20 protein-coding genes are annotated in these 22,816 nt (G+C 68.4%); 3 read left to right on the top strand and 17 right to left on the bottom strand.

The window, feature by feature from the left end:
- Nucleotides 1-44: 44 nt before the first annotated feature.
- The 9 genes from ACLEJU_RS18630 to ACLEJU_RS18590 form a co-directional block, all read right to left on the bottom strand.
- Nucleotides 45-1,733 (bottom strand): class I adenylate-forming enzyme family protein, encoded by a 1,689-nt coding sequence (locus ACLEJU_RS18630; RefSeq protein ID WP_435424259.1) that lies wholly within the window; start codon nucleotides 1,731-1,733, stop codon nucleotides 45-47.
- Between the two features lie 22 nt (nucleotides 1,734-1,755).
- A complete protein-coding gene (locus ACLEJU_RS18625; RefSeq protein WP_435424260.1) occupies nucleotides 1,756-2,910 on the bottom strand; it encodes an acyl-CoA dehydrogenase family protein in 1,155 nt (384 codons plus the stop codon).
- Entirely contained in the window at nucleotides 2,907-4,112 is a 1,206-nt protein-coding gene (locus tag ACLEJU_RS18620) for an acyl-CoA dehydrogenase family protein (protein ID WP_435424261.1), read from the bottom strand. Before ACLEJU_RS18620 ends, ACLEJU_RS18625 begins: the two co-directional genes overlap by 4 nt.
- 68 nt (nucleotides 4,113-4,180) lie before the next feature.
- Nucleotides 4,181-5,350: an acyl-CoA dehydrogenase family protein gene (locus ACLEJU_RS18615; RefSeq protein WP_435424262.1), complete on the bottom strand. Its 1,170-nt coding sequence runs from the start codon at nucleotides 5,348-5,350 to the stop codon at nucleotides 4,181-4,183.
- A 10-nt stretch (nucleotides 5,351-5,360) separates the two neighbouring features.
- A complete protein-coding gene (locus ACLEJU_RS18610; protein ID WP_435424263.1) occupies nucleotides 5,361-6,539 on the bottom strand; it encodes a lipid-transfer protein in 1,179 nt (392 codons plus the stop codon).
- Nucleotides 6,540-6,553: 14 nt separating this feature from the next.
- Nucleotides 6,554-6,973: a MaoC family dehydratase gene (locus tag ACLEJU_RS18605; RefSeq protein WP_435424264.1), complete on the bottom strand. Its 420-nt coding sequence runs from the start codon at nucleotides 6,971-6,973 to the stop codon at nucleotides 6,554-6,556.
- Complete coding sequence (locus tag ACLEJU_RS18600; RefSeq protein WP_435424265.1) at nucleotides 6,945-8,078, bottom strand: acyl-CoA dehydrogenase family protein; 1,134 nt, start codon at nucleotides 8,076-8,078, stop codon at nucleotides 6,945-6,947. The genes ACLEJU_RS18605 and ACLEJU_RS18600 overlap by 29 nt, the downstream gene beginning before the upstream one ends.
- 10 nt (nucleotides 8,079-8,088) lie before the next feature.
- Entirely contained in the window at nucleotides 8,089-9,057 is a 969-nt protein-coding gene (locus ACLEJU_RS18595) for a bifunctional MaoC family dehydratase N-terminal/OB-fold nucleic acid binding domain-containing protein (protein ID WP_435424266.1), read from the bottom strand.
- A gap of 57 nt (nucleotides 9,058-9,114) precedes the next feature.
- Nucleotides 9,115-9,888 carry an SDR family oxidoreductase gene (locus ACLEJU_RS18590; RefSeq protein ID WP_435424267.1) on the bottom strand — a complete coding sequence of 258 codons (774 nt, stop codon included), beginning with the start codon at nucleotides 9,886-9,888 and terminating at the stop codon, nucleotides 9,115-9,117.
- 136 nt (nucleotides 9,889-10,024) lie between these two features.
- Between ACLEJU_RS18590 and ACLEJU_RS18585 the strand changes: the two genes are divergently transcribed.
- Complete coding sequence (locus ACLEJU_RS18585; protein ID WP_435424268.1) at nucleotides 10,025-10,810, top strand: enoyl-CoA hydratase; 786 nt, start codon at nucleotides 10,025-10,027, stop codon at nucleotides 10,808-10,810.
- 144 nt (nucleotides 10,811-10,954) lie between these two features.
- On the opposite strand, the gene ACLEJU_RS18580 is transcribed toward ACLEJU_RS18585, so the two are convergent.
- The 5 genes from ACLEJU_RS18580 to ACLEJU_RS18560 form a co-directional block, all read right to left on the bottom strand.
- Nucleotides 10,955-11,722, bottom strand: coding sequence for an SDR family oxidoreductase (locus ACLEJU_RS18580; protein WP_435424269.1), 768 nt, complete (start codon nucleotides 11,720-11,722; stop codon nucleotides 10,955-10,957).
- Nucleotides 11,719-13,395, bottom strand: coding sequence for an FAD-binding protein (locus tag ACLEJU_RS18575; RefSeq protein ID WP_435424270.1), 1,677 nt, complete (start codon nucleotides 13,393-13,395; stop codon nucleotides 11,719-11,721). The genes ACLEJU_RS18580 and ACLEJU_RS18575 overlap by 4 nt, the downstream gene beginning before the upstream one ends.
- On the bottom strand, nucleotides 13,392-15,113 hold the full coding sequence (locus tag ACLEJU_RS18570; protein ID WP_435424271.1) for an FAD-binding protein: 1,722 nt from the start codon (nucleotides 15,111-15,113) through the stop codon (nucleotides 13,392-13,394). Before ACLEJU_RS18570 ends, ACLEJU_RS18575 begins: the two co-directional genes overlap by 4 nt.
- A gap of 122 nt (nucleotides 15,114-15,235) precedes the next feature.
- The gene (locus ACLEJU_RS18565; protein WP_435424294.1) at nucleotides 15,236-16,807 is read right to left on the bottom strand and encodes an amidase; all 1,572 of its coding nucleotides are present in this window, start codon (nucleotides 16,805-16,807) and stop codon (nucleotides 15,236-15,238) included.
- A 32-nt stretch (nucleotides 16,808-16,839) separates the two neighbouring features.
- Nucleotides 16,840-18,276 (bottom strand): coniferyl aldehyde dehydrogenase, encoded by a 1,437-nt coding sequence (locus ACLEJU_RS18560; RefSeq protein WP_435424272.1) that lies wholly within the window; start codon nucleotides 18,274-18,276, stop codon nucleotides 16,840-16,842.
- 183 nt (nucleotides 18,277-18,459) lie between these two features.
- Between ACLEJU_RS18560 and ACLEJU_RS18555 the strand changes: the two genes are divergently transcribed.
- Both ACLEJU_RS18555 and ACLEJU_RS18550 read left to right on the top strand, forming a co-directional pair.
- Nucleotides 18,460-19,443, top strand: coding sequence for a flavin reductase (locus ACLEJU_RS18555; protein WP_435424273.1), 984 nt, complete (start codon nucleotides 18,460-18,462; stop codon nucleotides 19,441-19,443).
- On the top strand, nucleotides 19,440-20,774 hold the full coding sequence (locus tag ACLEJU_RS18550; RefSeq protein WP_435424274.1) for an MFS transporter: 1,335 nt from the start codon (nucleotides 19,440-19,442) through the stop codon (nucleotides 20,772-20,774). The genes ACLEJU_RS18555 and ACLEJU_RS18550 overlap by 4 nt, the downstream gene beginning before the upstream one ends.
- Here ACLEJU_RS18550 and ACLEJU_RS18545 read toward each other — a convergent pair.
- From ACLEJU_RS18545 to bufB, 3 genes are read right to left on the bottom strand one after another with little or no spacing between them, the layout of a single operon-like run.
- Nucleotides 20,753-21,220: a DoxX family protein gene (locus ACLEJU_RS18545; protein WP_435424275.1), complete on the bottom strand. Its 468-nt coding sequence runs from the start codon at nucleotides 21,218-21,220 to the stop codon at nucleotides 20,753-20,755. The two genes, ACLEJU_RS18550 and ACLEJU_RS18545, sit on opposite strands and share 22 nt — an antisense overlap.
- A 10-nt stretch (nucleotides 21,221-21,230) precedes the next feature.
- The gene (locus ACLEJU_RS18540; RefSeq protein ID WP_435424276.1) at nucleotides 21,231-21,986 is read right to left on the bottom strand and encodes an HvfC/BufC N-terminal domain-containing protein; all 756 of its coding nucleotides are present in this window, start codon (nucleotides 21,984-21,986) and stop codon (nucleotides 21,231-21,233) included.
- A complete protein-coding gene (gene bufB / locus ACLEJU_RS18535; RefSeq protein WP_435424277.1) occupies nucleotides 21,983-22,816 on the bottom strand; it encodes an MNIO family bufferin maturase in 834 nt (277 codons plus the stop codon). The genes ACLEJU_RS18540 and bufB overlap by 4 nt, the downstream gene beginning before the upstream one ends.

Genomic DNA, 22,816 nt, shown 5'->3' with positions numbered 1-22,816 from the left:
GTTCCGGTTCCAGCCGGCGCGGCATCGTCCGGAGGGACTAAACATCACGCGCTGCCCAGACGTGCCTTGAGTTCGGCCTTGAGCACCTTGCCGGTGGCATTGCGGGGCAACGGCTGGTCGACGCGGTAGACCTGCGCCGGCACCTTGTAGGCCGCCAGGCGCTGGGCGATGAACGTGCGCACCTGCTCGACGGCCGGCAAGCTCGCCGCAGCGCCATGGATCGCCAGCGCCACCACTTCGCCGTGCAGCGGGTCGGCGACGGCGAACGCTGCCGCTTCCAGCACGCCGGGCATGTCGCTGACGCAGGTTTCGATCTCGGCCGCGGAAATCTTCTCGCCACCGCGGTTAATCAGGTCCTTGACCCGGCCGCTGATGTACAGGAAGCCCTCGTCGTCGAGGTAACCGAGGTCGCCAGTGTCGAGCCAGCCGTCGCGCAGGGTCTGGTGGCTAACCTCGGCGAGGTTCCAGTAGCCCTGCATCAAGGTCGGCGAACGCAGCCAGATCAGCCCTTCGCGGCCGGCCGGCAGCGGCTGCAAGGGGTCATCGCCGATGCACACCTCGACAATCGGCAATGGCCAGCCGGCGCTGGCCGGGCAGTAAGCGAACAGGTCGCCGCCAATCGCCGCACCGATGCCGTTGCTTTCGGTCAGGCCGTAGCCACTGCCGGCAATCACCTGGGGCCTGCGCACCAGCATTTCGTCCAGCAGCCCGGCCGACGAGGCACCGCCGCCCAGGCCCAGGCCGAACAGGCTGGCGGTGTCGCTGCTGTCATAGCGGGGCGAGGCCAGCAGCTGCTGCATCATCACCGGGGCGCCATTGAACTGGGTGCAGCGCTCGTCGCGGATCAGGTCCAGCGCCTGCTCGGCATCCCACTTGTACATCAGCAGCAGGCGCCGACCGCCGCGCAAGGCCGAGAGGAACTGCGCGTGCAGGCCGCTGACATGGAACAGCGGCACCGCCATCAGGGTGGTCGAGGCAAAGCCACTGCCGAGCATGCCCGCCACCCGCTCGGGCGAGGTCAGCGCGCAGAATGCGCCCTGGAACTCCAGCGCGGTCAGCGCCTGGCAGATCGCCCCGTGGCTGGACAACACGCCCTTGGCGCGGCTGGTGGTGCCGGAGGTGTAGAGGATCAGCGCCGGGGCCTCAGGCGCCAGGTCCACGGCGGCCAGCGGCAGCGGTTCGGCCGCCAGCAGGTCTTCGTAGCGCAGGCAATGCGCAGGCAGCCCGGCATCGGCGCCGCGCCCGACCACGATGAAGGTCCGCCCGGCTGCGGCCAGGTTGCCCTGGAGCAAGGTCAGGCGCGCATCGTCGCCGATCAGCAGGCGTGCACCGCTGTCCTCCACGCCATGCAACAGCTCAGCGTGCAGGCCCCAACTGTTGAGCGGCACGCACACCGCGCCGCAGCGCTGGATGGCGGCGAACGCCACCAGCCAGGCCGGCTGGTTGCGCATGGCAATCGCCACCCGCTCGCCAGGGCGCAGGCCCAGGCGGCCTGCCAGCTGGCCGGCCAGGCGGTCGACCGCGTCGAAATACTCGGCAAAGCTCAGTCGCTGCTGTTGCCAGACAACAAACTCTTTGTCGCCATGCACCCGAGCGGCGTCGATCACCTGCAGCAGGTTGCGCGGCGCATGGCGAAAATGCCGCGGGCCACCTGCGGCCGGGGTCATCACTTCAAACGGTGAGCCGGGGGCGATCAACTGCGCCCAGGCCTGCCGCCAATGGTCAATGCTCATCAGGGTTCTCCAGCCGCTGGGCTCAGGCGCAGGCCGCGTCGAGGGCGGCATAGCGTTCGCAATGGAAGTCGCGGTCACCCAGGCTGGCCTGGGCCACCCGCACCCGCTTGAGGTACAGGCCGACATCCAGCTCGTCGGTGACGCCGATGCCGCCATGCATCTGCACGGCTTCGTTGGCAACCTGCAGTGCGGTATCGCCGGCCTTCCACTTGGCCAGGCTGACCAGCCGCCCGCGCCGGGCGGCGTCCAGTTGCGGGTCGTCGAGTGCCGAAAGGCCGGCCATCACCGCACTGCGCGCCAGGGCCAGCTCGGTGTACAGGTGCGCGGCGCGGTGCTGCAGGGCCTGGAACGAGCCGATCGGCACGTCGAACTGCACGCGCGTCTTGAGGTATTCCACGGTGGTTTCGAACAGCTGCTGCGCAGCGCCCAGCAACTCCGCCGCCAGGCAGGCCCGGCCGCGGTCGAGCACGGCGTCCAGCACCGCCCAGGCCGCGCCGGCCTCCCCCAGCAGCGCATCGTGGCCCACGCGCACCTGGTCCAGGCGCAGGCGCCCGCTGTTGCGCGAGTCGATCAGGGGCAGCGCCGTGCACTGCACGCCGGGGGTGTCGGCCGGCACCAGGAACAGGCTGATGCCCTGCGCTTCGCCCGGCTGGCCGGCGGTACGCGCCGCCACCACGTAGGCATCGGCACCGACGCCATCGATGACCCAGAACTTTTCCCCGCTCAGGCGATAACCGCCGCCCTCGGCGAGCGCAGCTACGGCCACGTCACTGGGGCGGTGGCGAGCGCCCTCCTCCAGCGCCAGGGCCAGGCGCCGCTCACCCTGGATCACCGCCTGCAGCCAGTCGCCCTGCTGCTGCGCCGAACCGGCCAGGGCCAGCAGCGAGCCGGCCAGGACCACGCTGGACAACAAGGGCGTCGCCGACAGGTGCTGGCCCTTGGCCTCGAAGATCGGCCCCAGGCCCATGCAGCCGAAGTCCAGCCCGCCGAGGTGCTCGGCAAACGGTATGGCGCTCCAGCCCAGCTCGACCGCATCGCGCCACAGCTGGCTGTCGAAGCCTTGCGCCACGCCCTGGTCACGCAGGCGCCGCTGCGCCGCCACCGGGCTGCGCGCGGCGAGAAAGTCGCGAGCACTGTCGGCCAGCAGGCGTTGTTCTTCGTTGTAACGCAGGTTCATGCCGACACTCCTTTCTTGCCGTCGGGCAAACCAAGCACGCGCTTGGCGATGACATTGAGCTGCACTTCCGATGCCCCCCCGGAAATGGTCAGCGCGTAGCTGTTGAGCCAGGCGCGGGTCACCGCCAGCTCGCGCTCGCTGAAGCCCGGGGCCTGCCAGCCGAGGGCGTGGCCACCCATGGCGTCGAGCAGCACCTCGAACTTGTCGCGCTCCTGTTCGGTGTGCAGCAGCTTCATGATCGCCATCAGGCCGCTGATGTCGTCTCCGGCACGCCCCTCCTCGGCCATGCGCTGCACCGTCAGGCCATAGGCATGCTCGTCCATGGCGCAGGCCACCGCCCGCGCCTGCAACGCCAGCTCGCCCTGGCTGCGTGGCTGCGGCAGGTATTCGCGCAGCAGGGCCAGCAGGTCGAAGTGCGACGGCAGGCTGAACTCGCCGAACTTCGACATGGCCTTGCGCTCGTGCTGCAGCAGGTACTTGCCGAGGTTCCAGCCGCCATTGAGCGGGCCGATCAGCTGGCTCTTGGGCACTTTCACGCCATCGAAGAACACCTGGCAGAACGCCGACTTGCCGCTGATCAGGTCGATCGGCACCGGCTTGACCCCGGGGCTGCGCATGTCCAGCACGATCAGGCTGATGCCTTCGTGCTTGGGCGCCTGGCTGTCGGTGCGCACCAGCGCGTACATCCAGTCGGACTTGTCGCCGTAGGAAGTCCAGATCTTGCTGCCATCGACCACGAAGTGATCGCCGGCGTCACGGGCGGCCATCTTCAGGCTGGCCAGGTCGGAGCCGGCATTGGGTTCGGAGAAGCCCTGGCACCAGCGCACCTCGCCCCGCGCCATGGGCCGCAGCAGGCTGCGCTTCTGCTCCTCGCTGCCATAGGCCAGCAACACCGGCCCGAGCATCCAGATGCCCAGGTTGATCTGCGGCGGCCGGCACTTGAGGCGGCGCATCTCGCTTTCCAGCACCGCCAGCTGCTCGGCATCCAGCCCGGCACCGCCGTAGGCCTCGGGCCATTCGGGGCAGAACCAGCGCTTGTCGCGCATGCGCTCGAACCACAGGCGCGCATCTTCATTGGCGAACTGCGGCTGGCTGGCGCCCCAGACCACATCGCCTTCGCCCATGGCGGTGCGCATCGACTGCGGGCAGTTGGCTTCCAGCCAGGCACGGGTTTCGTGCCTGAATTGCTCTATCGTGCTCATCGGGTGCAACCCTCGGCCCTGGCCCCGGGCGCTGCCGGGGCGGGGCCTTTCGTTGTGGTTGGGGTGGCTCAGCGCTGGGTGCGCGGCATGCCCAGGCCGAACTGGGCGATCAGCTCGCGCTGGATTTCATTGGTACCGCCGCCAAAGGTCACGGTGACAGAGGCGCGCAGCTCGTACTCCAGGTCACCGTGCAGCGCCGCCGCAGCCGAGCCGCCACGCACCACGCCATTGGCGCCGACGATGGCCGACAGCCGGCGGAGGATCTCGATTGCCGACTCCGAGCCGTACACCTTGGTGGTCGAGCTCAACGCCACGTCCATGTGCTCGCGCTCCAGGTTGGCGGCAATGCGCAGGTTGATCAGGCGCATCGCCTCCAGGCGCGCATAGCACTCGGCCAGCGAGCTGCGCACCCAGGCCTTGTCCATCGCCCGCCGGCCCTGCTCGTCGCGGACCTTGGCCCACAGGTAGACCCGGCGGAACAGCCCGACGACCTTGTCCGACCACGAGCCCAGGCCCAGGCGTTCGTGGTTGAGCTGCGCGGTGATCAGCTTCCAGCCGCCGTGCAGCTCGCCAACCAGCATGTCCCGGGGCACCTGCACGTTGTCGTAGTAAGTGGCGGCGGTCGGGTTGCTGGTGGTCGGGATCACCGTGCTGGAGAACCCAGGCAGGCGGGTGTCGAGGATCAGGATCGACACGCCCTTGTGCCGCGCCTGGCTGGGGTCGGTGCGTGCGGCCAGCCAAATGAAGTCCGCCGACTCGGCGCCCGAGGTCCACAGCTTGTTGCCGTTGACCACGAAGTGCTCGCCGTCCAGCCGGGCGCTGGTGCGCAGCACCGCCAGGTCGCTGCCGGCATCGGGCTCGGAGTAACCGATGGCAAACATGATTTCACCGGCGGCGATACCTGGCAGAAAGCGCTCTTTCTGCGCCGCGCTGCCGTGCTCCATCAGCGCCGGGCCCACCGTGCTGATGGTCACGAACGGCAGCGGCGCGCCAGCGATGTTGGCTTCTTCGAAGAAGATCAGCTGCTCGGTGGCGGCGTAGCCCTGGCCGCCGTGGGCCTTCGGCCAGCCCACCGCCAGCCAGCCGTCACGGCCCATCTGGCGCACGGTCTGGCGATACAGCTCGCCGCCTTCCTGGCCGCGCAGGCGCTCGCGCAGCTCGGGGGTCATCAGCGCCTGGAAGTAGTCGCGCACCTGGCGGCGCAGCGCATGTTGCTCGGGGGTAAGATCGACGAACATGCTGTACTCCTCAGGCCGTGCCCAGAATCAGGCCGCTGGTGGGCACGCCGGTGCCGGCGGTGACCAGCACGTTTTCCACGTCCGCCACCTGGTTGACCGCCGTGCCACGCACCTGGCGCACGGCCTCGGCGACGCCGTTCATGCCGTGGATGTAGGCCTCGCCCAGCTGCCCGCCGTGGGTGTTGATCGGCAGCTTGCCGCCGCGGGCGTGGTGCCCGGCGCGGATGAACTCCTTGGCCTCGCCACGCCGGGCAAAGCCGAACTCCTCCAGTTGCGGCAGCACGAACGGGGTGAAGTGGTCGTAGATCACCGCCGTCTGCAGCGCCTCGGGGCCGAGCCCGGACTGGCGGTACAGTTCCTTGGCGACCACGCCCATTTCCGGCAGGCCGGTGATGTCGTCGCGGTAGAACGAGGTCATGCTCTGCTGGCCCTGGGTGATGCCCTGGGAACCGGCCTTGATGATCACCGGCTTCTGCCGCAGATCACGGGCACGCTCGGCCGAGGTGATGACCATGGCCACCGCGCCGTCGGACTCCTGGCAGCAGTCGAGCAGGTGCAGCGGCTCGCAGATCCAGCGCGAGGCCTGGTGCTCTTCGAGGGTGATCGGCTTGCCGTGGAAGAACGCCTTGGGGTTGGTCGCGGCAAAGTCCCGCGCCGCCACGGCCACCCGGCCGAAGTCTTCCGAGGTGGCGCCATAGGTGTGCATGTAGCGCTGGGCGAACATGCCGACCCAGGCGGCCGGGGTGTGGAAGCCGTGGGGCATGTACCAGCCGTAGTTGACGTTGTCGAAGATCGGCGTGGCGGCAAAGCCGTAGCTGCCACTGCCGAAGCGGTACCAGGAGCGTTCGTTCATCGCCCGGTACACCACCACCACCTTGGCCACGCCAGTCGCCACCGCCATGGCCGCATGCATCACCGGCGCGCAGGCGGCGCCGCCACCGTGGGGCACCTGGGAGAAGAACTTGACGTCCTTGCAGCCCAGCAGGCGGGCGATTTCGTACTCCGGGACCTTGTCTACCGAGTAAGAGCTGAAGCCCTCCACTTCCGAGGGGTCGATGCCGGCGTCGCGCAGGGCCTCGAGGGTGGCTTCGAGGGCCAGGCGCAGTTCGGTGCGCCCGGAGTTCTTGGAAAACTCGGTGGCGCCCAGCCCGACAATCGCGGCGCGCCCGGAAATCGAAAGGTTGCTCATGCTGCCTCCGCTGATCATGGCAGCACCAGCGCGACCGTGCCGGTCACGTGGTTGCCCATTGAGTTCTTGCCGCTCAGGGTCACTTCCACCGTGCGGGTTTCGGGGTCACAACTGGTCACGCTGCCGCTGAAGGTCATGCAGTCGCCGGGGTAGTTGGGCACGCCCAGCTTGATCTTCAGTGAGGTGAAGCGCGCCAGCGGGCCGGCCCAGCCTTCGACGAAGCGCTGCACCAGGCCATTGGTGGTGAGGATGTTCATGAACACGTGGGGCGAGCCCAGTTCACGGGCGGCATCCAGGTCATGGTGGCCCGGGAAGTAGTCGCGCGTGGCGATCGCACCGCCGGCGATGAGCGCCACCGTGATCGGCACCTGCAGCGCTGGCAGGGTTTCGCCGGGGCGCACATCGTCAAAGCGCTTGGTGTTCTTCGAGGTCATATTTCCATCCCAGCTTGTCGTTGTCGCTCAGCCAGTCGCCGAGCCGTTCCAGGCAGGCCGCCGAACCACCCAGGGCAATGCCCAGGGCGCGGCTCCAGTAGAGGTAGCGGTGAATCGGGTAGGTCAGGTCGACGCCAATGCCGCCGTGCACGTGCTGGGCGACATGGCCAATGCGGTGGCCGGCTTCGCAGGCCAGGTAGGCAGTGGCCTGGGCCTCGGACGGTGCCGGCAGGCCGGCGTCCAGCCTGTAGCACAGCTGCCACAGGGCACTGCGCAGGGCCTCCAGGGCGATGTGTGCATCGGCCATGCTCATCTGCACCGCCTGGAAGCTGCCGATGCGCCGGTCGAACTGCTGGCGCTCGCCCACATAGGCCACGGTGCGCTGGATGTGCTCGGCACTGACCCCCAGCTGCAGGGCCGCCAGGGCGGCGATGGTGCGCGGTTCGAGCCAGGCCAGCGCGGCGGCGGGCAGCACACGGTCGGCACTGACCTGCAGGCCCTCGATGTGCAGGTCAGTGATCGCTTCGCCGTGGGTAAGTACTCCGGGCACGCGGCGGATGGCCGGGTTGCCAAGGTCGAGCAACAGCAGCCGTGGCTGGCCGTTGGCAAGTACGGGCAGCAGCGCCGCGTGGGCCTGCCCACCGAGTGGCAGTGCGGCTACCTGCCCGCTGACCTGCCAGCCCTCGGCACAGGCCGTGGCCTGCAAGGCGATGCCACCTGCGGCGTACAGGCCGTCCAGCGACAGGCTGAGCAACCGCTCGCCCGCAGCTGCCTGGGCCGCCAGCTGCGACAGGTCGCCCAGGCCGAAGGCGGCCAGGGTCGCGGCGGCCAGCTGGTGCCGCCACAACGGTACCTGGCCAAGGCTGCGCCCCTGGGCCTGCAACACCAGCATCAGCTCGGTCATGCCCAGGCCGCTGCCACCCTGCTGCTCCGGGATGGCCAAGGCATGCAGGCCGGTTTCCCGGCACAGCGCCCATAGCGGCGCCATCAACGGCTCGCCGCTGGCATCCCAGTGGCGCAAGGCATCGTCATGGCAGTGGTCGCTGAACAAGCTCTCGGCCATCTGCTCGATGGCCCGCTGGTCTTCGCTCAATTGAAAGTCCATGGGCGCCCTCCTATTCGGCCACTGGCCGGAACAACGGCAAGGTCTGCTGCTCGTCGAAAGTGTGGAACTCGACCTGCAGGCGCTGGCCGATCTGCAGTTGCTCGCGCTGTACGCCGATCAGCCCGGCGACCAGGCGCACGCCCTCCTCCAGCTCGATCAGGCCGATCGGATTGGGGTGGTCGAACGGCGGCACCTCGGGGTAGTGCATGACCACAAAGGAATACAGGCTGCCGCGCCCGCTGGCCTGGACGCTGTCCCATTCGAAGCTGTGGCAGGCCATGCACACCGGTGCCGGTGGGTGACGCAAGGTGGCGCAGGCGCTGCAGCGCTGGATCAGCAGGCGATCTTCGGCGCAGCCTTCCCAGAAGAACCGGGTGTCGTCGCTCACTCCCGGCAGCGGGCGCTTGGCCTTGGCCGGTGCGGCCTCGGGCTTGGCGGCGGGTTGCGGGTTGGCCGGGCGGAACTTGAACACGCGGAACAGCAGCTCGCCCACCGGCTCGTCACCCTCGGGCTTTTCGACGAAGTGGCTCATCACCAGGGTGACGAAAAAGCCGGTGCCCAGGGCGGTAGTCTTCTCGTCCCCCACCGCGTCCAAGCGGGTGGTGTAGTACAGTCGCTCGCCCAGCTGCACTGGGCGGGTGAAGCTCAGCTCGGAGTTCACCGCAACCACCGAGGCGTAGCCGTATTCCTCGATCAACTTGAGCACTTCGTACGGGTTCTGTTCGGTGGAGCCCGGCGGGTAGTTGTTGGCGTGCAGTCCTTCCATGGTCCACACCTGGAGCATGGCCGGCGGCGCGACGATCGCCTGGTGCGGGCTGCTCTGGGCAAAGTCGGGGTCGCTGTAGAGCGGGTTGTCGATGCCCATGATCTCGCACCATTGGCGGATCATCGGCGCATTCACCGCATCCCAGGCATACACCCGGCCATATTCGCGGCCCACGAGGGCGCGCACGCTGGATAGCAATTGTGGGTCAGCCAAAGTCGTCTCCTGCAACGTGAGGGCGGCGGGCCGATGCGGCCGCCGCCAGGTGGTCGATCAAGTCGGTAGGGCCTGGGCCGCACTGAGAAACGCCGGGCGCTCGCCACCGCCGTGCAGCAGCAGGTTGCAACCGCTGGCATAGCTGGCCAGGGGCGAGGCGATGTACAGGCAGGCGTTGGCGATGTCGCAGGCGTCAGCCATGCGCCCGGCCGGGATGCCCGCGCTGACGGCGGCGATGCCGTGCTCGCTGCCGTAATGCAGGTGGGCCTGGTCGGTCAGCACCAGGCCGGGGCTGACCGCGACCACGCGCACTTTCGGCGCCCACTCCACGGCCAGCGATTGCACCAGCGCCAGCACCCCGGCCTTGGCCGCGCCGTAGGCGGCGGTACCGGGTGAGGCACGCAGGGCGCTGATGCTGCCGATGAAGACGATGCAACCGCCCTGCGCTTGGGCCTGCATCAAGCGGTTGGCATGCTGGGCGGCGTTGAGCGGTGCGATCAGGTTCAGCCGCAGCACGCCCTCGTGAAAGCGTGGCGAGGCGGTGGCGGCCACCGCCGAGGGGCTGCCGCCGGCATTGTTGACCAGCACGTCGAGGCGGCTGAAGTCACGCTCGACGGTGTCGAACAGCGCCTGCAGTGACTCGCCGTCGCGCACGTCAGCGGCGATGAACACCGCGCTGCGGCCATTGGCGCTGGGCAACTGTGCGGGCTGGCTGCGGGCGCAGACGATCACCTGCGCCCCGGCTGCGAGAAACCCTTCGGCGATACCGGCGCCGATCCCTTTACTACCGCCGGTGACGAGCACCACCTTGCCGCTGTAATCAAACCCCATAGCCTGTTCCTCGTTCTGCCATGGCAACCGACTCTAGAGGCTCGATGGCGACCGTACTTCGTCTGAACGGACGATGAACGGGCCGCGGCGCGGGGCAACACTGGCGGCCATCGCGCCCCTGCACATGAGGAAATCCATGCCTGATTCAGCTGCTCCACCGGTCCTGCTCGAACGCCCGCTGGCGGGCGTTGCGCTGCTGCGGCTGAACCGCCCGCACGCCACCAATGCCCTTAGCCTGGAGCTGCAAGCGCTGCTGTCGCAGCATTTCGCCGAGCTGGGTGCGGACCCGCAGGTGCGCTGCATCCTGCTGACCGGTGGCGACAAGGTGTTCGCCGCTGGCGGCGATATCGGCAGCATGGCCGGGGTCGGCCCGATCGACATCTACCAGCGCCACACCGAGCGGGTCTGGGCGCCGATCCAGCACTGCCCGAAGCCAGTGATCGCGGCGGTCTGCGGTTACGCCTATGGCGGCGGCTGCGAACTGGCGATGCTCGCCGACCTGATCGTTGCCGGGCGCAGTGCGCGCTTCTGCCAGCCAGAGATCCGCATCGGCATCATGCCTGGCATCGGCGGCACCCAGCGCCTGGTGCGCGGCGTGGGCAAGGCCAAGGCCATGCGCATGGCCCTGACCGGGCAGCCGATCAGTGCCGAAGAGGCCTGGGTGGCGGGGTTGGTCAGCGACCTGGTCGAGGATGACCAGGTGCAGGGCCATGCGCTGGAGCTGGCACGGGTGATTGCGGCGATGCCGGCGCTGGCGGCCGAGCAGATCAAGGAGGTGATCCTGGCGGGGATGGATGCGCCGCTGGATGCGGCCCTGGCGCTGGAGCGCAAGGCCAATGCGTTGTTGTTTGCTTCCAAGGATCAGAAGGAAGGGATGCAGGCGTTTATCGAGAAGCGCCCGGCGCGGTTTGAAGGGCACTGATCAGCAGACTTTGCCGGGGCTGCTGCGCAGCCCTTCGCAGGCACGCCCGCCCCCACAGGTTTGGCGCTCACTTCAGGAAGTACGCTATCCCTGTGGGAGCGGGCGTGCCCGCGAAGGGCCGCGCAGCGGCCCCGAACTGCCTATTCAGATCGACATCACCAACTGCCCGCTATCGATCCGCAACTCCACCCCATTCACCGCCCGCGCCTCGTCACTGGCCAGGTACAGCACACTGGCCGCCACATCCTCGGGCAGGCACATGCGGTTCATCGGGTCACTGTCGATGGTCAACCGCACCGGATCGACCCCTTCAGGGAAACCGCCACGGGTCATGTCGGTCAGCACCCCATCCGGATGCAGCGAATTGCAACGAATGCGATAACGCCGCCGCCGGCAGAACGCTGCCACCGAACGGGTCAGCGCCGCCACCGCGCCTTTCGAGGCGCTGTAGGCCAGGAAATCGTCACGCCCGGCCAAGGCCGCCACCGACGACAGATTGATGATCGAACCACCCTGCGCCTTCATCAATGCGATGCCCGCGCGGCAACCCAGGAACACACTGGATGCGTTGACCCGCATCAGCCGCTCCCAGTCGCGCAACTCGGTGTCCTCGATGTTCCCGGGCTGCAGCATGCCGGCATTGTTGAGCAGGATATCCAGCCGGCCATGGCGCTCGGCAATGGCCGCCATCACCCGCTGCCACTGCGCTTCATCGCTCGCATCATGGACGATGAAGCTGGCCGCCGGGCCAAGCGCTTCGGCCAGGGCCAGCCCGGCCTGCTCATCGATATCGCTGATCAGCACCTGGGCGCCCTGCTCCACCAGCAGCCGTGCACTGGCTGCGCCGATACCCTTGGCGCCGCCGGTGACCAAGGCAACCTTGCCCTGCACCCGCCCGTTTCGTTCACTCATGACGCCACCTCGCAGTCCGTGTTCAAGCGTGCCCGGGCGGCGACGGCGGCTCCGGCACGGCGACCGGAGAACACGCAATCGGCCAGGGACAGGCCGCTGATGTAAAGATGTGAAGGAATGCCCAGCGCCGTGCGCCCGGCCGCATAGAGCCCGGCGATTGCCTGGCCCTCCTGGTCCAGCACCGCACCGCTCTGCTCGTCCACGCGCAGGCCACCGAGGGTCAATGCCCCCAGCGGGAAGATCGGGTTGCCCACCGAGATATCGCAGGCATGGAACGGCCCCTGCTCCAGCACCTGGCGCCCGCCCGCCGACTTGCCGAACGGGTCCGGCGCCTGGCCGCGGGCCGCGGCATTGTTGGCCAGCAAGGCCTGACGCAGGTTTTCCCCGACCATGCCGGTGGATTGCGCCAACGCCTGCAAATTTTTGCCCTTACGGGCACCCAACAGCATCAGCACCAATGCCGGCAGCGCCTGGAACCACCAGTAACCGCCAAACAGCGCCTCGCGCAGGGCTTGCTTGCGCAGCGGCGCATCGAGCACCAGCCAAGCGCGGCCGCCCTGCTCTTCCATCAACGGCTGGCCGAGGGTGGCGCCGTATACCTCTTCGTTGCAGAAGCGCTCGCCGGCGCGGTTGACCACGATGCCCTTGTGCCAGCTGTACGGCGGGTTGATGAAGCGCCACGCCGAGACCCGCTGCAGGCGGTCGCTGGCCGCACCGACGCTGAGGCCCAGGCGCAGGCCGCTGCCGTCGCAGCCGGTGGCGCCGACCTTGAAGTTGCGGCGGAAGGCTGGCGCATGGGCCTTGATCAGCTCACGGTTGAAGATGAAGCCACCGGTGCTCAGGATCACCCCGTTCACAGCCCGCACCAGCCAGGGCCGGGCGTGCTTGTGTTCGAGCGCACTCAGCCGGCGGCGCAGGCGGTCGCAGTAGCCCGGCAGGAAGTTCTGCAGGCGTTCGGCGCGGGCCGCCAGCCGCGCATGTTCGCGCGCCGCCTTGCTGCCCGGTGCCAGGCGCCACAACTCGGCGCCGATCACCCGCCCTTGCCCGTCGAGCACCAGGCGCCGGGCAGCCGACTGCGGCAACGGCCGCACGCCGGCGCGCAGGCAGGCCGCCTGCAAGTGGCTGTACAGCACCGCGCCGCACTGGCCCTTGCCGACGGTGCGGTGACCCCGCGGCGCCGCCGGCTGCTGGCCGGCATAGGCCGGCACCAGTTCGTTGCCCGAGTAGTAGAGAAAGGCGCCGTCGGGCGGGTATGACGTCTTGCCGCCAGGTGGCATCTGGTGGGCGAACGGCGCGCCGTGGCTTTCCAGCCATTGCAGGTTGGCGACGCTGTCGCGGCAGAAGCGCCACAGCGTGTCGTCGCTGACCACGCCCTGGGTTTCATGCCGCAGGTAATCGAACATCGCCTCGGGGCTGTCGTCGAAACCCGCCGCCCGCTGATGCCGCGTACCGCCGCCGGCATACACCACACCACCGCTGCGTGCGCTGGCGCCGCCGCCGGTGAAGCGATCGACGACCAGCACATCGGCGCCCTCGGCACGTGCCTGGAGCGCCGCGCAGGCGCCGGCGGCGCCCCAGCCGATCACCAGCACATCGCAGTGTGCCTGCCACTGCAGCGCCGCCGCATCGGCCACCTGCAACGGTTCGAGAATCGCGGTGACGGCGCTGCTCATGCCACCTCCCGGCGCTTGGCCGCCAGGTGGTTGGCGGCCACATAGGCAAAGGTCATGGCCGGGCCCAGGGTGCCACCGGCACCGGGGTAGCTGGTGCCCATCACCGAGGCCGAGCAGTTGCCGATGGCATACAGGCCGGCGATCACCGAGCCGTCATCACGCAGCACCTGGGCCTGGGCATTGGTCAGCAGGCCGCCCTTGGTGCCGATGTCACCGGCATCCAGGCGCATGGCGTAGTACGGCCCCTTGCTCAGGGGTGCCAGGCACGGGTTGGGCTTGATGTTGCAGTCGCCGTAGTAACGGTCGAAGACATTGCCGCCGCGGCCGAAGTCCAGGTCGACTCCGGTGCGCGCATAGTCGTTGACCTGGGCCACGGTATCGGCCAGGCCCAGGGCGTCGATGCCGATCTTGCCGGCCAGGGCCTCCAGGCTGTCGGCCTTCCAGTACAGGGTGTCGCGCCATTCCGGGCGCAGGCGGCTGTCGGGCATGACCTGGGCCGGCATCAACGGGCCCATGGCGTAGTTGAAGCGGAAATGCCCGTCAAAGATCACCCAGGCCGGCACCGATCCACCGCCGGTGCGGGCATTGTCGCGGTGCATGGCGTCGACGAATTCCAGGTACGGTGCGGCTTCGTTGACGAAGCGCCGGCCCTCGCCATTGACCACGATGGCGCCGGGGAAGGCGCGCTCGGCGAAGATGCCACGGGGCTTGTCTTCACCGGGCACGGCGATGGTCGGCGCCCACCAGGCCCAGTCCATCAGTGCGGTGGCCGCGCCCTGGGCCAGGCCGGCCTGCAACGCGGCACCGGTGTTGTTGCCCGGTGGCGTGGCGCTCCAGGCCATGCGCGTCGGCTTGGGCAGGTACTGTTCACGCAAGGCCTGGTTCTGCTCGAAACCGCCAGACGCCAGGATTACTCCGTGACGGGCCTTCAGCGCGAGTTCGCGGCCCTCGCGGTAGATGCGCACGCCGCTGACCCGGCCCTGCTCCGCGATCAGTTCACGGAAGTCGCTGTTCAGCCACAGCGGCACGTTGCGGTCCATCAGCGAGCGGCGCAGGGAACACACCAGCGAGCTGCCCAGCGCCGCACGGCGGTCGAAGCGGCTCTTGCGGCGCCACTTGAAGTCGAGCTTGTAGCGCAGCATCAGCCGCAGGATCAGTAGGCGCCAGCCAAAGCCACGGGCCATGGCCTTGTGCGCATCCCGTGCAGTCCAGGCGATACGGCCCATCAGCAAGGTCGAGGGTGACGGCTTGCGCAGGTTGTCGAGCTCGGCGCCGAGCAAGCTGCTGTCGAACAGCTCCGGGTCGAGGGTGCGCCCGCCGGGCAAGGCGCCGGGCAGGTGCGGGTAGTAATCCGGGTACTTCGCCGCCACCGCATAGCGCACGCGGCTGCAGCGGGTGAGCGCCTCGATCATCTTCGGCGCGTTGTCCAGGTAAGCCTCAAGGCGGGCCGGGTCGACCTGGCCAGCGGCCGCGGCATCGAGGTAACGGCGTGCCTGCTCGAGGCTGTCGTTGCCGCCCTGGCGGGCGAAGTAGTGGTTGTTGGGGATCCAGATGCCGCCCCCGGAAATGGCCGAGGTGCCGCCGAACTTGTCGCTCTTTTCCAGGACCAGCACGCTGAAGCCCTGGTCGGCAAGGAACACCGCCGAGGTCATCGCGCCGGCCCCCGAGCCGACCACTATCACGTCGTACTGGGTTTGAGACTGATCTTGAGCCGTCATTGTTGTTGTGCCATTCGCTAAGGTCAGGGGAGAGCCGCCAGCACCCTCGCGGTGCGGCTGGCGGCGTGCATCCCATGATCGGCGCTGGCCGACGGGCACTCATCGTCAAAGCGGACTAGGCGCTACAGCTGCGCCCGGCGCCCGGCCCACGGGCGGTCCTGCTCCAGCTGGCTGGCCAGGCGCAGCAGCACGTCTTCACCACCGAGCCGCGCCGTGAACAGCATGCCCACCGGCAAACCGCCGTCGCTCTGCCCCAGCGGCAGAGAAATCGACGGCTGGCCGCTGACGTTGGCCAGCACGGTGAAGCCGGCGCTGCCCATCGCCCGCTGGGCGTAGCTGTCCCACGACTGGTCGAGGCTGAGCTGGCCCAGGGCCGGGGTGAGGTTGGCGGTGACCGGTGAGAGGATCACATCGAAGCGGGTAAACGGCTGCTCCATCGCCGCGCCTATCCGCTCGAAGCTCTGTCTGGCGCGGTACATCGCCTCGCCGTTGGTGGCGCTGGCCCGCTTTAGCACCACCTGGGTGATCTGCTCCAGATCGCCCGGGCCTGCCGCGCGGCCCAGCGCCTGCTCGCGCTCGTGCACCAGGCTAGACAGCGCAGTGCCGATCACCGTGCCATGGGCGCCGAACAGCTCACGGGGGTCCACGGTCAGCTGCAGCTCTTCGAGCTCATGGCCCAGGCCCTGCAACTGCTTGATGGTCTGCTCCAGGGTGGCGGCCACTGCAGGGTCCAACGGCGCGCCGGTCAGCGACTGGCGCACCACGGCCACCCGCAGCTTGCCTGGGGCGCGCTGCAACTCCTCCACGTAAGGGCGCTCCAGCGGTGCGCTCCAGTAGGCGCTGCCGGCTTCGTGGCCCTGCCCGACATCGAGGAAAAGTGCGGTGTCACGCAGCGTGCGCGACACTACATGGCCTACGCTGGCACCGAACCAGCCCTCGAAGTGCAGCGGGCCACTGGGCGTGCGGTAACGGCTGGGCTTGAGCCCGACCAGGCCGCAGTACGACGCCGGGATGCGGATCGAGCCGCCGCCGTCGGTGGCATGGGCCACCGGAACGATGCCGGCGGCCACCGCCGCAGCAGCGCCACCGGATGAGCCACCGGCGCTCATGGCCAAATTCCACGGGTTGTGGGTCTGGCCCCAGAGCAGCGATTCGGTGGTGGTGGTCAGGCCGAACTCCGGGCAGGTGGTCTTGCCGAACGGTACCGCGCCGGCCTGCTCGTAGCGGGCGATCAGGGTGCTGGTGACGCTGGCCGGCGGTGCATCGCGGAACAGCCGGCAGCCATGGGTGGTCGGCGTGCCTTGCAGGTAGGTGTTGAGGTCCTTGAGCAGCAGCGGCACCCCGGCCAGCGCGCCCTTGGCGCCGTCACCAGCGGCGCGACGACGGGCCAACAGGGACTGGGCGTAGGCCTCGTGCAGCATGTTCACGGCGCCGACCCTGGGGTTGACGGCGGCATGCCGGGCCAGTGCGGCGGCCAGCAGCTCTTCGCCACTGAGGCTGCCGGCGCGCACCGCCTCGGCCATGGCCCAGGCGTCCAGGCCTTGGTAGTCGGCGGCTGACAGGCCCGTGGTTGCGGCGTCGGCAAAGCGCCCCAGCAGGCCAACGCCGAGGCCGACTGCCCCGGCCTTGAGCACGCCGCGGCGTGACCAGCTGGAGGTAGCAGTGGAATGCGGATCTTGGGTCTGGTTACTCATGGCGTCCTGTTCTTCATTGTTGTAAGTACGCATCAGTCGGCAGTGACCTGAGCCTGCATGGCGGCGAAGTAGTGCTCGCCATAGGGTGGCAACAGCCCCCACTCACGGCGCGGGTCGTGTGCCGGGGCCTGGAACACAGTGCGCAGGTGGCTGAACTCAAGGAAGCCCTCGCGGCCGTGATAATGCCCCATGCCCGAGGCGCCGACACCGCCAAACGGCGCATCTTGCAGGGCGGCATGCATCATCACGTCATTGAGCGTCACACCGCCAGACAGCGTGTGGTCGAGCACCTGCTGCTGCTCTTGCAGGTTCTCGCCGAAGTAATACAGCGCCAGCGGCCGTGGCCGGCTGTTGATCTGGGCAATGACCTCTTCAAGCGCGTCATAAGCCAGCACCACCAGCGCCGGGCCGAAAATTTCTTCGTGCATGATCTGCGCCTGCCCGGGCGGGTTGACCACCACGCTCAAGGGCCGACGGCGTTCATCCGCAGTGCCGGGGGCAACCTCGGGCATCGTCTCGACATGCACGCCAAGCTGCTGCGCATCCTGCACCAACGCCTCGACCCGCGCCAGGTGCCGGGCATTGACCACGGCCACTACATCCGGGTTGCCGGCCACGCTCGGGTTGAGCGCACCATAGGCGCTGCGCAGCTCGGCGATGAAACCCTCCTGCATCGCTCGGGGCACATAGACCAGGTCCGGGTTGATGCAGATCTGCCCGGCATTGGTGGCCTTGGCCACCGCAATACTGTGCGCGGCCTTGGCCAGGTCGGCGCTGGCCGACACGATCACCGGTGACTTGCCGCCTAGCTCCAGGGTTACCGGCACCAGATTCTGCGCGGCATTGGCCATCACCTTGCGCCCCACCGCCGTGCTGCCGGTGAACACCAGGTGGTCGAACGGCTGGGCGGTGAAGGCATCGGCCAGATCAGGGCCGCCGGTCACCACCGCCACCTCCAGCGGGTCGAAGTGCGCGGCACACAGTTCGGCGACCAGCGCCGCCGTGCGCGGCAGCACCTCGGACGGTTTGAGGATGGCCCGGTTGCCGGCGGCCAGGGCCGACGCCAGCGGGCTGAACAGGGTGTACAGCGGGGCATTCCAGGTGCCGATGATGCCCACCGAGCCTTTGGGCTGGTAACGCACCCAAGCCTTGGCGCCGAGCTGGTCGTAGGGCGCGAAGGGCGCCCTGGGCTCATCCGCCATCCACTGCTGCAGGTGGTCCCTGGCGTGCTTGAGACTGGCCAGGGCACCGAGCACATCGTTCATCAGGGTGAAGCCGGCGGGCCGCCCGCCGAAATCCTCGTCGATGGCCTGGGTCAGGCTCTGGTGATGGCGCACCAGCAGGTCGATTACCTGCTGCAGGCGCTGGCGACGGCGCTCGGCGGTGACGGCGCCCTCGCCGATGAAGGCGCTGTGCTGCCGCGCTAACAGGCCGCTGAGCGCCTGGACCGATGACAAAACGGGTGGCATGGGTGTCTCCTCTGGCTGTTGACTGCGCCCGATGCGCATGGCGCCACACTAGCCAGGGCGCGGCGGCTTCGCCTCGTCCGATCGGACCAGAATCGAGCAACTGCGTTAGTCCGTTGAGACGATGCCCGGCAAGGCCTGCAGGCCAATACTGGCGGCACAAAAGCCACCCGCATGAGGCCAGCCATGGCAACCCAACAGATCGGTTTCGACCCCCAGGCCTTCCGTGCCGCACTTGGCACCTTCACCACCGGTGTCACCATCATCACCTCCCAGGGCGAGGACGGCGCGCCGGTGGGCATTACCGCCAACAGCTTCAACTCGGTATCGCTGAACCCGCCGCTGGTGCTGTGGAGCCTGTCCAAGCAGGCGCGCAGCCTGCCGGTGTTCAGCAACGGCAAGCACTGGAACGTGCATGTGCTGTCGATCGGGCAAGAGAAGCTGTCCGGCCGCTTCGCTACCCAGGGCGAGGACAAGTTCGCCGAAATCGAACTCGACAACGGTATCAGCGATGCCCCGCTGCTGCAGGATTGCACCGCGCGCTTCCAGTGCCGCACCGCCTTCCAGTACGAAGGCGGCGACCATGTGATCTTCGTCGGCGAGGTGCTGGCGTTCGACCACAGCGACCGCGCGCCGCTGGCCTTCCAGAGCGGCCAGTACGCGCTGGCCACGCGCAAGCCGCGCAGCGAGCTGCGCCTGGCCACCACGCCGCCGCCACCGGAATGCAGCTATACCGAAGACCTGCTGGGCTACCTGCTGGGCCGCGGCCATTACCAGGTGCTCAACCGGTTGCGCCAGCTGCTCAGCAACCAGCAACTGGATGAACAGGCGTTCTTCGTGCTGGCGGTGCTGTCGATCCGCGACAACCTGACCCTGGATGAGCTCAACACCTTCGTCAGCTACACCGGCCATGTGGTCACCCTGGCCGGCATGCGCTTCCTCGAACGCCAGGGCCTGGTGGCCATCGAAGGGGACGCCGCACCGTTGCGTTTCGTGCTGACCGCCAATGGCCGCGAGCTGTCGTTGCAGCAGGTGGCGCTGGCCAAGGTGGTCGAGGAAGACCTCATCGGCAAGCTCGGCGAAGCCGATGCCCAGGCGCTGAAGGTGTTGCTCAAGCGTCTGATCGTGGTCAGCGACCCCGGCCTGCCGGACCTGTGGGCACCACGATGAGCAGCGCCACGCCTACCCTGCCGGCGACCACGGTCGGCTGGCGCAGCCACGGCCTGCTGCTGTTGCTGGCGGCCGTGTTCGCCGACAATTTTGTCGGCCGGCAGATCCTGGCAGTGATGTTCGAGCCGATCAAGGCCGAATTCCAGGTTGGTGACAGCGCGTTGGGCCTGATCTCGGGCCTGGCTTTCGCGGCCGTCTATGCCCTGCTCGGCTTGCCGGCCGGGCGTCTGGTCGACCGCCTGCCGCGCCTGCGCCTGCTGGCGCTGGCCTGCCTGCTGTGGGCGCTGGCCACCATGAGTTGCGGGCTAGCGGGCAGTTTCGTGGTGCTGGCCCTGGCGCGCATGCTGGTGGCGGTGAGCGAAGCACCGACCACCTCGGCGTCGCTGTCGCTGATCGCCGACCTGTACCCGCCGCAGCGGCGCTCGTTCGCCATCAGTTGCTTCACCGCTGCACCGACCTTTTCGTCGATCATCGGCCTGAGCATCGGGGCCTGGGTGGTCGAGCAGTATGGCTGGCGCACGGCGTTCATCGCCCTGGGGCTGCCGGCCCTGGCCATTGCCGCCATCCTTGGGCTGCTGGTGCGCGAGCCGGCACGTGGCGGTTGGGACCTGAATAGCCATCCTGCACCGGCAGCGCGCCTCGGCCTTGGCGCCGAAGCCCGCGCACTGTGGGCGCTGGCGCCGTATCGCTGGCTGATTCTCGCGGGTGGACTGACCACGCTGGGGTCCTATGCCGTAGCCATGTGGAATACCAGCTTCCTGGTGCGCTCACATGGCCTGTCGCTGCGCGAGGCCGGCATGCTTGCGGGGGTGGTCTGCGGCAGCGCTGCCGGCATTGGCGGGCTGTTCAGCGGCTGGCTGAGCGACCGCCTGGCCCGCCGCGGTGCGCACTGGCAGCTGTCACTGCCGGTGCTCGGCCACCTGGCGGCGCTGTCGGCACTGGCCAGCTACCTGCTGTGGCCCAGCGAGCGGCTGATGTACCTGGGCTCCCTGCCGGTACCGGTGGCGATGCTGTGGTGCGCGTTGTACAGCTTCTTTGCCGTGTGGTGGGTGGCGCCTTCCTACAACCTGGTCACGCAACTGGTGGCGGCGCAGCAGCGCGGCACGGCCATGGCCCTGCAGACCATCGTCAGCACCTTGCTGGGCGTGGGGGCCGGCCCGCTGCTGACCGGCCTGCTCAGCGACCTGCTGCAACCGCTGTTCGGCGTGCAATCGCTGCGCTATGCGCTGCTGCTGGTGAGCCTGCCGGTACTCGGGGCGGTGCTGCTGTTGCTGCGCACGTCCCTGCATGTGCAGGCCGGTGCCAGCGATCAGCGCACCTTCAGCAGGTGATCCAGGGACAACCTGCCCGCCCCACGAGCAATCAACAGCAGGAGCAAGCCCGCCCAGGTCAGGTGGGTGGGCCAAGCATCGGGGTAGACGAACACTTCGATCACCGTGGTCATGCCCAGCAGTGCCAATGACGACAGACGGGTCATCAGGCCCAGCACCAGCAGCAGCGAAAACAGGTGCTCGGCATACGTCGCCAGGTGCGCCGCCAGCCAGGGGGAAAGCAGCGGCAAGGTGTACTCGGTGCGGAACAGCTCGTAGGTGCTCGGCGTAATGGTCAGCAAGCCTTCGACCTTGGTTCGCCCGGACAGGAAGAACACCGAGGCAATGCCGAACCGCGCAACCAGGCACACGACGCTGTCGCCCAGGTGCTGTTGCAGGGCATCGGCAAGCCGGTTCCAGGCGTGGCGCAGGTTGCTGGCCAAGGGTGTGGGGTGGACGTGGTCCATGGTGGTGTCCTCAGGCAAAGCTGAGCGGGCGGAAGACCTGTGCACCGACCAGGCGGCCAAGCAGGTCGCCGAAGTCCAGGTCCGGTTGGGTGTGTTGGGCAAACTGTGACGCCTGTTCAAGCGACTGCCCGGCTGCGCAGGCCTGCAGGAACGCGCAGCCGCCCTGCTCTAGTGGCTGGTGGGCAACGCCCTCGGGGCCGCCGACGAACAGCGCACCTTCACCGACCCAGGGCTGATCGTCTGCCCAGGCCAGCTGCTCACGGCCGTAGCGCCAGAGGCGGTAGGCCGGGTGCACCGCGCACCAGTGCCAGCGGGCATTGCCACGGGGGTAGAGAACGCTGCGCGCCAGGTCGCCGGCCGTCATGCCCGCCAGCTCCGCCAGGTCGAGGCAAGGCGCATCGAGCGCGCTGAACGCCTCCTTCCAGCAGGCATCCAGCCGTGCAACCTCGGCCAGGTACGGCACACCGTGTTGTGCCTGCGCCTGCTCGATAAAATCGGCGAAGGCTGCGCCGTAATGAATCAGTCGAGGGTCGTCGGGTGGCACTTGCCGTGCGTAGGCCGCCACGGCCGCTTCCATCCATTCGCGCCCGACCAGGGTCAGCACACTGGGAAAGTTGTCACACAACGCCTCCACGCAGCCGGCCATGACCGTGTTGCGGTACACCGCGAACGCCGGCTGCCCGGTGAGTGCCGCCAGCCCTGGCGCCGGGTGCCCCTGCAGGGCGGCTGCAAACGCGTCCTGGAACTGGCTCAAGGTGAGGCTCATGGCTGCTCTCCTGAGCTATCAAGGGTCGCCTGGGCCATGGCCCGTTCGCCCAGCAGTTCATTGAACGGCGGGACATTGCCATCCCGCTCGACCAGCGTCGGGTGCGGGCCGATCCGGGCAATCAGGCGCCGGTAAAGCGCCCAGACCGGCTCGGCGACTCGCGCATCGTGCGAGTCGATCAGCAAGGTGCCTTGCGCGTCGTGGCTGTATCCGGCCAGGTGGATTTCGCTGATCGCCTGTGCCGGAAAGCGGTCCAGATAACCGGCAGCACTGAAGCCCAGGTTGTGGGCACTGATGTACACGTTGTTGACATCCAGCAACAGGCCGCAACCGGTACGCCGGGCCAGTTCGGCGAGGAAATCGATCTCGTCCCATTCATGCCCGTCCAGCTGCAGGTAATGGCTGGGGTTCTCGATCGAGATGCGCCGCCCCAGCGCTTCCTGGCTCCGCTGGATATTGCTGCTGATGCGGGCCAGGGCCTCGCTGCTGCGCGGGAACGGCAACAGGTCGGGGTGGTAGGCGCCCCGCCAGGTCGACCAGGCCAGGTGCTCGGACACCAGCACCGGCCGCACCTGCTCGATCAGCATGCGCAAGCGTTGCAGGTGCTGCGGGTCTGGCTCGGCATCGGCCGCCAGCGACAGCGCCACACCGTGCAGCGACAGCGGGTGGCACTCGGCGATGCGCAACAGCCAGGCAAGGCGCGGGCCGCCGACCATGTAGTTCTCCGGGTGAACCTCGAACCAGAGCCCCTCGGCGCGGCACGCCAGCGCCGCGTCATAGTGCTCGGCCTTGAGCCCGATCCCGGCGCCCAGTGCTGCCTTGCCGTTCAT

This window comes from Pseudomonas sp. SMN11 (genome assembly GCF_052041945.1).
GTDB lineage: Bacteria > Pseudomonadota > Gammaproteobacteria > Pseudomonadales > Pseudomonadaceae > Aquipseudomonas.
This window is presented reverse-complemented; position numbering and strand designations above follow the sequence as displayed.